The sequence below is a fragment of the Nostoc sp. CCY 9925 genome (assembly GCF_963920935.1).
Taxonomy (GTDB): domain Bacteria; phylum Cyanobacteriota; class Cyanobacteriia; order Cyanobacteriales; family Nostocaceae; genus Nostoc.
This window is the reverse complement of record NZ_CAWUDO010000186.1, coordinates 1-8,144: the sequence shown is the minus strand read 5'-3', so window position 1 is coordinate 8,144 and position 8,144 is coordinate 1. Positions and strand designations below refer to the sequence as shown.

Here is an 8,144-nt window from a genome sequence, read left to right as displayed (position 1 = left end):
CCCGAAAACAAATCTGATTTAGCAATAGATACTTACGACGATGACGATGGCGATGGCGATGATGACGATGGCGATGATGACGATGACGACGATGACGACGATGATCGTTACTAACTATTAATTACTGAAGAATGAAGTTAATAAATTAGCTTCATTCTTATTTCGTTTAGAGGATCATGAAGCGAACACAGAAATACTCAAAAGCCTGCCAAGTATTAAAAGTTCCACATCAAACTCAAGAGGAGCTTTATGCAGAATTAAATCGTCTGGGGTGGTATTGGCAGGCAGCAAAGAAAGAATGGGAACGCGATGATACCCCAGCCAAGGAAGCGACCAAACTAATTAGAGTTCGCGTTTGGGCTGCAAGGGAAATAGTAGAAAATGCCGCAGACTTATTTGTCGAAAATGCCGAAGACATGGGATTAAAACTACTAGAAAGATCCAACCTTTACCCCTGCCGACCGCCCAATCAACTTGAGAGTCGAATTTATTTAACTTTTGAAGATTTGGAAAATGAATGAGGATAAGTGGATTAGCTCAGATCCTCGAACACAGAAACTGGTACTTCGTTTTTGGGTGAAAGGATTCCCAAAACAATTTTTTATCAGTACTGGGCTAGGCGATACCAAGCGTAATCGTAACATTGTGAGATTGAAGAGAGACGCGATTGCTACTGATATCGCATTAAATCGCTTTGACTCGTCATTAAAAAGCTACCAGTTCAGAGCAGTGAAAGATGAGCCAACGATGACAATTAACAAGCTTAAATATAATTACAATCTTTTAGAACTGTGGAATAAATTTACTGATTTCCAGGAAACACAGCTTGAACAAACAACCATTTTAAGCAAATATGTGTATATAACTAAATACTGCAAAAGACTGCCTACATTGTCACTAGAAGAAGCATCAAATATTCGTGATTGGCTAGTGAAATATAGCAGTATTTACAATGCACGACTAATGCTTGACTCCTTTGACCATTGTTGCCGATGGGCTGTCAACTCACGGTTGATTGAAGATAATCCTTTTGAGAAACTGACACTAAGCAAGCCTAAAATTAAAGTTCAAGAAGATGATTGGAAAGCATTTACTCTTGAACAAAGAGATATCATTATAGATGCTTTTGAGAAGCATTCGCTGTATTCTAATTATGCAGCCCTAGTAAAATTTTTATTTTTCACTGGGTGCAGACCTGGCGAAGCTTTTGCTTTATCGTGGGATGATATTTCGGCTGATTGTTGCAGAATAAGTTTCAATAAATCTTGCAATAAATACAAAATTTTAAAAAGCACTAAAAACAACCGAAAGCGAGTCTTTCCTACTGTAAAAGGCTCAAGACTGCAAGAGCTTTTATTAAACCTTAGAGCAAATAAAAAATCGGGGTTGATTTTTGAATCTAAATCCGGGTTGCCTATAACCTCAGATTTATTTAAACCGGTCTGGACTGGGTATAGCAGCAAAAAGAGTGGAAAAACGTACTACTACATCGGCGTAGTCCGAGAATTAGCGACACAAGGGCTAGTGCCTTACTTGAAACCTTATGCCACCAGGCACACTTTTGCTACATGGGCGATCGCGCAGGGTGTATCGGTGGAAAAAGTAGCTCTTTGGATTGGCGACACAGTAGAAACGGTTCTCCGCTTCTACTGCCACCCCAATGTTGTCGAGGCAGAATGCCCCGATTTTTAATTGCTACTTAATTGCTACTCAAAATAGTAATAACTTAAGCAGGATGTTTGTTGCAACTGGAGTAAAAAAGCTTATGCCAACATTTGTAAAGATTGAACAAGGGAAAGTCGATAAATCTACCTTTGACCAATATATACCTGCCCATAAAGCCTACGTTCAAGAGTTGATTGCTAAAGGACACAAAGCGCGAACAGGCTATTGGGCAGAAGCGCAAGGCGGGATGTTGCTGTTTGAGGCAGCCTCAAGGGCTGAGGCAGAAGCGATTGTAGCCAGCGATCCCTTGGTACAACACGGTTGTGTCGATTACCAGCTTTATGAATGGCGGATTGTTATGGAATGACACACATTTACTGACTTTAATGTTATGCTTTTATAAGACCTGGATCTATGCGACTTCAACACCCAAATCTTGTCAGAACCGGAAGGTGGCAGCAACACGGGAGGCTTGTGGTAGGCGTAGTCTCCGGGTCGCCCTATTTTTAGGAGCGTTCAGGAGAAATGCCTGGTTTTGGAGATATTGTTCAAAAAGCTTTTTACCTTGGTGTAGGACTAGCTTCTTACGCCGGCGAAAAAGCAGGGGGGAAATTAGCCGAACTGCGATCGCAAGTCCAAAAACTGGCAGACGAAATGGTAGCCAAGGGCGAAATGACTACAGAAGAAGCTCGCCGCTTTGTCGAAGATATGATGAAGCAAGCCCAACAGCCCCAAGCATCTGGTGAAACCCCTGAAAAAACACCTCCTTCAGAACCTCGCCGCATCGAAATTTTAGAGGAAGATGAAGAGCCAACGGCGAAAGAGGCATCAGGCGAAAACGTAGATCAATTACGCGAACAAGTGCTAGAACTGCAAGAAGAGTTAAAACGATTGCAACGCGATTAGTAAAAAGCATTGTTTTACCTCTAAATTTAGTAAAATCTGGCATTTTGGCATGGTGTTATATATACAAACTTGATATGATACATTGCCTAAACTTTACTTTAGTACTTAAAAATTAGACACCACAAAAAGTCCTGTTTATAGCCTGTAAAGGCGTCAAGTTTATGGAACAGTGGCAAAAAGATTTAATAGAAATTGTAGAAACAGTAGCAGATGAAGTAGAGCGTTTCTTCCTGGGAATGGGTGAAATGGTAGACACCTTTTTCGAGTTAACGGAAGAAATTAGTGAGCAAGTACACAGTAATATTATCACTGAAGTCGATCAGTATTTACAAGATTTAGCTGAACCGATGATGGAAGCTTACTGGGACTTGGAAGAGGTTGTGGGAGATATAGATCCTGGTTTTCCTTATTCAGTTGAACCCACAGCTGAAAAAAATCCAGCTTGCATGGGTTGTACTCACTACCACGGTCAAGTTTATGGTGGTAACTTATTAGTTTGTGCTATGCATCCCCACGGTTATGAAGATGAGAATTGTCCAGACTGGGAGAAAGAGGAGTGTTGAGGAGGGATTAGAGAGTGGGGAGATGGAAAGACGCGGGGACGCCAAGAAAAACTAATAACAAATGACAAATGACAAATAACAATTTACCTGAAAGTGTATCCCAGGCAAGCCAAGAAATGAAGTATGGGGAGCGTGATATTGCGGAAGGCAAACTAATTACCTTTCCTAATCCGCGTGTGGGAAGGCGATACGACATTAGCATTAGTTTGCCGGAATTTACTTGTAAATGTCCGTTTTCGGGGTATCCTGATTTTGCGACTATTTATATTACCTATGTGCCTGATGAACGAGTAGTAGAGTTAAAGGCACTCAAGCTTTACATTAATAGTTACCGCGATCGCTATATTTCTCACGAAGAATCTGCTAACCAAATTTTGGATGATTTTGTCGCAGCTTGTGACCCATTAGAAGTTACTGTAAAAGCAGATTTCACACCTCGCGGGAATGTTCATACCGTAGTTGAAGTACATCACCAAAAGAGTCATTAGTCATTGGCTAAACAGAGTATTGGCCAAACAGAGCATTGGGCATTAGTTTTAGACAAATAACTAATAACTAATGACATTAATAGCCAGTATGTGTAAAGTAGTTGAAGATCAGTTACCCAATCTAATCTTTGACGCATCCATCTATGGATAGAAAAAGTAGAAAAACCCGACGCCTTTTGCTGCTAGTTGTTTCCTGTAGTATAACTGGTGTCATTTTAGGAGGTACTGCCAGTTGGGCAGAAAGCAATCTGTGTTTGCAAGATAGTAAGGTTACAAGTGATTGCCTAACCCAAGATCCAATCGAAAAAACTATCCAAGGAATGAGTACAGGATTGTTAGCTGGGGCTGGAGCCGCTTTTGGTGCAGCATGGCAGTTACGCCATGAAGATTGAGCTAGTGCCCTCAAGTTCGACATTCTATGATTGAGACTGTCATTAGTCTTTTGTCCTTTGTATTTACGAAGGACAAAAGAAAAAGGGAACAACGCGATTTTGTGGTGTCAGATAAAAAACCCATTTTCGCAGGATGATCCCTTTATTAGTAATTATTAAAAAGTTAAAGTCAAAGGTTATATAAGCTTTATTTCTCTACAAGTTCGCTCCCCTTGTTGAAGTTTAAAGGAAAAAGCGATCGCTTATTGAAGGTAATACAAATCACTTCAGTTTTAGTAACCCTCTTCGGTTATAACGAACTATATTTTGTATGAAAGATAACTTCAGCCTGCGGGCAGGATTTCATAAAAGATTGCCTATTCCCTATTCCCTGTTGCCTGCCCGTTGGCGCAGCCTCTCGTAGAGAAGGGCTTGGTCATGTGTAAACAGAGAAGACTGAGCCAAGGAAATCTTGGCTCAGAACTTCGGGACAAACCTTGCGATTAGACATCCAAGTTTATTCGCGTAATAACTTAAAAGCGATAGTTGCGATCGCGTACCCACATACTAATTGGTAGTGCGTTTCCTTGGGGATCGACTTTCGCCTTCACCACGATGGGTGGTACTTGTCCCCTCCTGGCGCGTTGGGCTTGCAAGTCGTTTCTAATTTGCTGGCGTTGGTTTTCTGGGATGTAATATGTTTCTAAGCCGTAGTTGACGGAACCATCCTCATAGACACCTCTTAGAGCTACTTGATTAGCTCTTAGGGAAGTGGGCCGGTCGGTACTAACTCGTAATGGTCTCCAAGCTCTAGGAACACCACGGCCAGAAGATACTTGCTCTTGTAAAGTCACGTAGATGTTCGTTCCTTCAGGCAATCTTCTACCACTTCCACGACCTTTGCTGACTATGGTCTGCCAACCAGGCAGTCTGCTCAAATTAGCAGTCCGGGAGATGTTATAGTCTAACGCTAGGGCGTTTCCTTGTAGTACATCATTAGGGTTTACAGGCACGGTTTGCAAGATCACCGTCTTGCCCGTCATGTCTGTATAAAGTGCTTGGGCTGGTACTGCCATAATCAACGCTGTTTGCACCGCCAAAGGTGCTATTAACCGCCAAACAGGTAAGGGCTTATTCGATTTTTGTTCACTAGCAATCAAGTAATCCCGAAAAGTTACTGTCTTGGAAAATTCAGCTTCGGGAGACAAGGATTTATTTTTAGATTCAGAAGAATTACTGGTCATGAACGTAGTCCTAAAAAGCAGGGGGTATTGAGGAGGACAAAATTAACGAGATTAGGACTGACGCAGAGAAACTTTCACAATTTTAGATTTTAGATTTTAGGTCGCACCTTTGGTGCGCTTTCAGCGCGACTTGGATTTTGGATTGAAGAAAAAATCTCAAATCTAAAGTCCCAAATTTTTAGTGAATTCAGAATTCTGAATTCTTTCATCTTTTGCACTACTTCTGACTTGTAGAGGACTTAGATGTACCAGGTTGGCGGCGTTCAAACCAAAGTCCAGCACTGATTAAAGCTGAACCGCACAAAACAAACACCAGAGACTTAAATAGTAAGTCGGTATCATACTCTTGTACTCGACTGATAACTTGGAGTGTAAATAACAGCATACCTCCCCAAAAGGAGTTTCTGTTGTTTAATTTCAATCCTTCTTGAATTAGTCCCCAGGCTAATGTTGCTAGAAGTACATTGAAAATAAAAATCCCAAGTTCATCAATTCTGGTGATAGTTTGATGCCAAAAAGGTACTAAGGTAATAAAGACAAGAAAAGTAGTGATGACAGCAGTCGTAAAAATCACTTCGCGGCGGGGAGGATTATTTCTTTGACGCAGCAGAAACAACCACTGCAACACCGCCAAGCCGCTGAGAATTCCCAAATCAATTATCGGCAGAGACTCGAACAAATTTGTCAAAGTCGTTGGCTGATTATAGCTATAATCAGGAGAATCCCAGACCCAACGAAAAGACAGGACATAGAAGACAACACCAAAGCTTACCAACGCTAAATTACGAGCCAGAGATTGAAACAATCTGTAATTTATGGTCGGAAACAGCAGGTCATCATAACTCCAGAATAATGCAGGTGGGAGTGCAAAAGCAAAAGAAGCCACCCAAGGGGCTATATTAGAGTAATTTAGGAGTGGCAGAGGATTGAGGTTGGCTTGCAAGGAACTAGCAAAGACAAAGGCTGCTAGGACGAAAATCCAGCGCGATCGACAGAAGTAAGCCAAGGGTACAAACACTAGCCATGCCAACAGAGGCATATGCTGTACTACTAGTCGCGACCAAGTTACTTCACTTGAAGAGTACCACAAATCTTCTAGCCCCGTCCAATAGCCAATTTCCACAAGGATAATTGAGAGAATTCCTAAGGAATTTAAGAATAGACTATAGGCTAGGACTGCGACACCAAACCCCCAAGCGAGAAACAATTGGGAAATGGAACCGCTAATATTGAACATCTGGGCCATCAGCAGTAGATTTGCACCTAAAATGAAAGCACTTAAAATTAGCAAACCCTCTCCCAGTAAGCGTTTGCTTGGTTGCGGCTTCTTTGCTTCACGTTTTCTCCAAGTGTAAAAACCAGTGATAGCTGTTGCAAAAAACAAACTCATCAGCAGAATAAACTTGACTTCTCGCGAGCCTGATTGCCAGTTTGCTGCTACAAAGGTAATTATGCCTAAGCATAAAAGGATGCTACCTATAGCAACCACTATTGCAATAAAGCGATCGCGTGCAGCAGCTTCCAGGTTTTTAAATTGGTAACGTTCTGCTATTTGTTCATATTGCGAAGAACTAATTATTCCTTCATCCCTCCATAATTGTGCTTCTTTGCGTAATTTTTGCGGGAAATTATCTAAGAACATGACCTTCTCCGGTGCAGTGGGGTAGCTTGGCCATTGCATTCCCAATGGCGGTCATTATATTTTGAGTATGAAGCCAAAAGCTTTAATTACACTGTTCTTGTGTAACAGTTTCACTTGTATTCTGATACAAACAAATTAGTAATAATTCAGAATTCAGAAATCAGAATTGAGAATTTTAACCGCAATTATTTATATATATAATGGAAAACCCTTCTAATTTATTACTGAAACTTTCGCGGCGTTTGTTTACAAATCTAGATGAACAAGAAAAATTTATTGAGGCGTTAATAAATCCTCAACTGTTCACATCTAGCATTCTTTGGTGTCAGGAAAAACCAGAAAATTCACATTTTGCTGTGGAAAAACCTATTAATTGGCAACCGCAATTTATAGACCGTTTACAGTTGGGAGAAAAACCTGGCCAACATTCACTGCATGAAAAAGGATATTTTTATTGTTTGGATTTTTCTTCAGTGTTTGCAGCTTCTACTTTGTTAACAATTCCTCAGCCAGTAGGTTTAATTTTTGATATGTGTGCTGCACCCGGCGGAAAAAGCATCTTTGCTTGGAAAGCTTTGCAACCTGATTTACTCATTAGTAATGAAGTGATTGGCAAACGTCTGGGAATGCTAATTTCTAATTTGAAGCGTTGCCAGGTTAGTCCTAGTGCTGTAGTTAATAGGGATCCGAGTATATTTGCCGAAATGATTCCAGCTTCTAGCAACTTGGTAATAGTTGATGCTCCTTGTACTGGACAATCGCTACTTGCTAAAGGCGAAAAAGCACCTGGTTGTTTTCATCCAACTGCTATTAATAAAAGTGCAAATCGGCAAAAGCGCATTATAGCTAACTCTGCTAAACTTGTTTCACCACAAGGATATCTTGCTTATATGACTTGCACCTATTCACCAGAAGAAAATGAGCAGGTTTGTGAGTGGCTTTTGGAACGTTTTCCTCATTTTCAGCCGATGGAAATTAATCATTTAGCAAAATATCAGTCTCATTTAACTACGATACCTTGTTATAGGATGTTTCCTCAAGATAGGTTAGGTGCGGGTGCATTTACAGTACTGTTTAAAAATACTAATGAAAATGAAAATCGGGAAATTAACTTAGATGCGATTTCTTCGCTATATATCTACCAAAATATCAAAAAATAAACTCGATCGCTGATATGATGGCGATGCCAAAGTCGCAAATGTAGTGCCCGAAGTCGCAAATGTAGTGCCCGAAGTCGCAAATGTAGTGCCCGAAGTCGCAAATGT

The 8,144-nt window shown here is 40.8% G+C and carries 10 protein-coding genes and 1 other RNA gene; 9 read left to right on the top strand and 2 right to left on the bottom strand.

All coding sequences use genetic code 11. The annotated features are described in order from the left end of the window. The first annotated feature begins 176 nt into the window (after nucleotides 1-176). The 8 genes from ACM0OY_RS38575 (at nucleotide 177) to ACM0OY_RS38540 (ending at nucleotide 4,014) form a co-directional block, all read left to right on the top strand. Nucleotides 177-521, top strand: coding sequence for a hypothetical protein (locus ACM0OY_RS38575; RefSeq protein WP_414573990.1), 345 nt, complete (start codon nucleotides 177-179; stop codon nucleotides 519-521). Then, on the top strand, nucleotides 499-1,692 hold the full coding sequence (locus ACM0OY_RS38570; RefSeq protein WP_414573989.1) for a tyrosine-type recombinase/integrase: 1,194 nt from the start codon (nucleotides 499-501) through the stop codon (nucleotides 1,690-1,692). Before ACM0OY_RS38575 ends, ACM0OY_RS38570 begins: the two co-directional genes overlap by 23 nt. A gap of 73 nt (nucleotides 1,693-1,765) precedes the next feature. Next, nucleotides 1,766-2,032, top strand: a complete 267-nt coding sequence (locus ACM0OY_RS38565; RefSeq protein WP_414573988.1) for a YciI family protein — start codon at nucleotides 1,766-1,768, stop codon at nucleotides 2,030-2,032. Between the two features lie 36 nt (nucleotides 2,033-2,068). Continuing rightward, an RNA gene (gene ffs / locus ACM0OY_RS38560) (signal recognition particle sRNA small type) lies at nucleotides 2,069-2,165 on the top strand. 25 nt (nucleotides 2,166-2,190) lie between these two features. Continuing rightward, entirely contained in the window at nucleotides 2,191-2,571 is a 381-nt protein-coding gene (locus ACM0OY_RS38555; RefSeq protein WP_414573987.1) for a phasin family protein, read from the top strand. Nucleotides 2,572-2,732: 161 nt separating this feature from the next. Further along, nucleotides 2,733-3,134, top strand: a complete 402-nt coding sequence (locus ACM0OY_RS38550) for a hypothetical protein (RefSeq protein ID WP_414573986.1) — start codon at nucleotides 2,733-2,735, stop codon at nucleotides 3,132-3,134. A 68-nt stretch (nucleotides 3,135-3,202) separates the two neighbouring features. Then, complete coding sequence (queF, locus tag ACM0OY_RS38545) at nucleotides 3,203-3,622, top strand: preQ(1) synthase (protein WP_414573985.1); 420 nt, start codon at nucleotides 3,203-3,205, stop codon at nucleotides 3,620-3,622. Between the two features lie 143 nt (nucleotides 3,623-3,765). Continuing rightward, nucleotides 3,766-4,014 carry a hypothetical protein gene (locus ACM0OY_RS38540; RefSeq protein WP_073639391.1) on the top strand — a complete coding sequence of 83 codons (249 nt, stop codon included), beginning with the start codon at nucleotides 3,766-3,768 and terminating at the stop codon, nucleotides 4,012-4,014. 512 nt (nucleotides 4,015-4,526) lie between these two features. On the opposite strand, the gene ACM0OY_RS38535 is transcribed toward ACM0OY_RS38540, so the two are convergent. After that, the gene (locus tag ACM0OY_RS38535; RefSeq protein WP_414573984.1) at nucleotides 4,527-5,237 is read right to left on the bottom strand and encodes a GDYXXLXY domain-containing protein; all 711 of its coding nucleotides are present in this window, start codon (nucleotides 5,235-5,237) and stop codon (nucleotides 4,527-4,529) included. A gap of 217 nt (nucleotides 5,238-5,454) precedes the next feature. Further along, complete coding sequence (locus ACM0OY_RS38530; RefSeq protein ID WP_414573983.1) at nucleotides 5,455-6,879, bottom strand: DUF2157 domain-containing protein; 1,425 nt, start codon at nucleotides 6,877-6,879, stop codon at nucleotides 5,455-5,457. 200 nt (nucleotides 6,880-7,079) lie between these two features. Between ACM0OY_RS38530 and ACM0OY_RS38525 the strand changes: the two genes are divergently transcribed. Further along, the gene (locus ACM0OY_RS38525; RefSeq protein ID WP_414573982.1) at nucleotides 7,080-8,039 is read left to right on the top strand and encodes an RsmB/NOP family class I SAM-dependent RNA methyltransferase; all 960 of its coding nucleotides are present in this window, start codon (nucleotides 7,080-7,082) and stop codon (nucleotides 8,037-8,039) included. Nucleotides 8,040-8,144 lie beyond the last annotated feature (105 nt).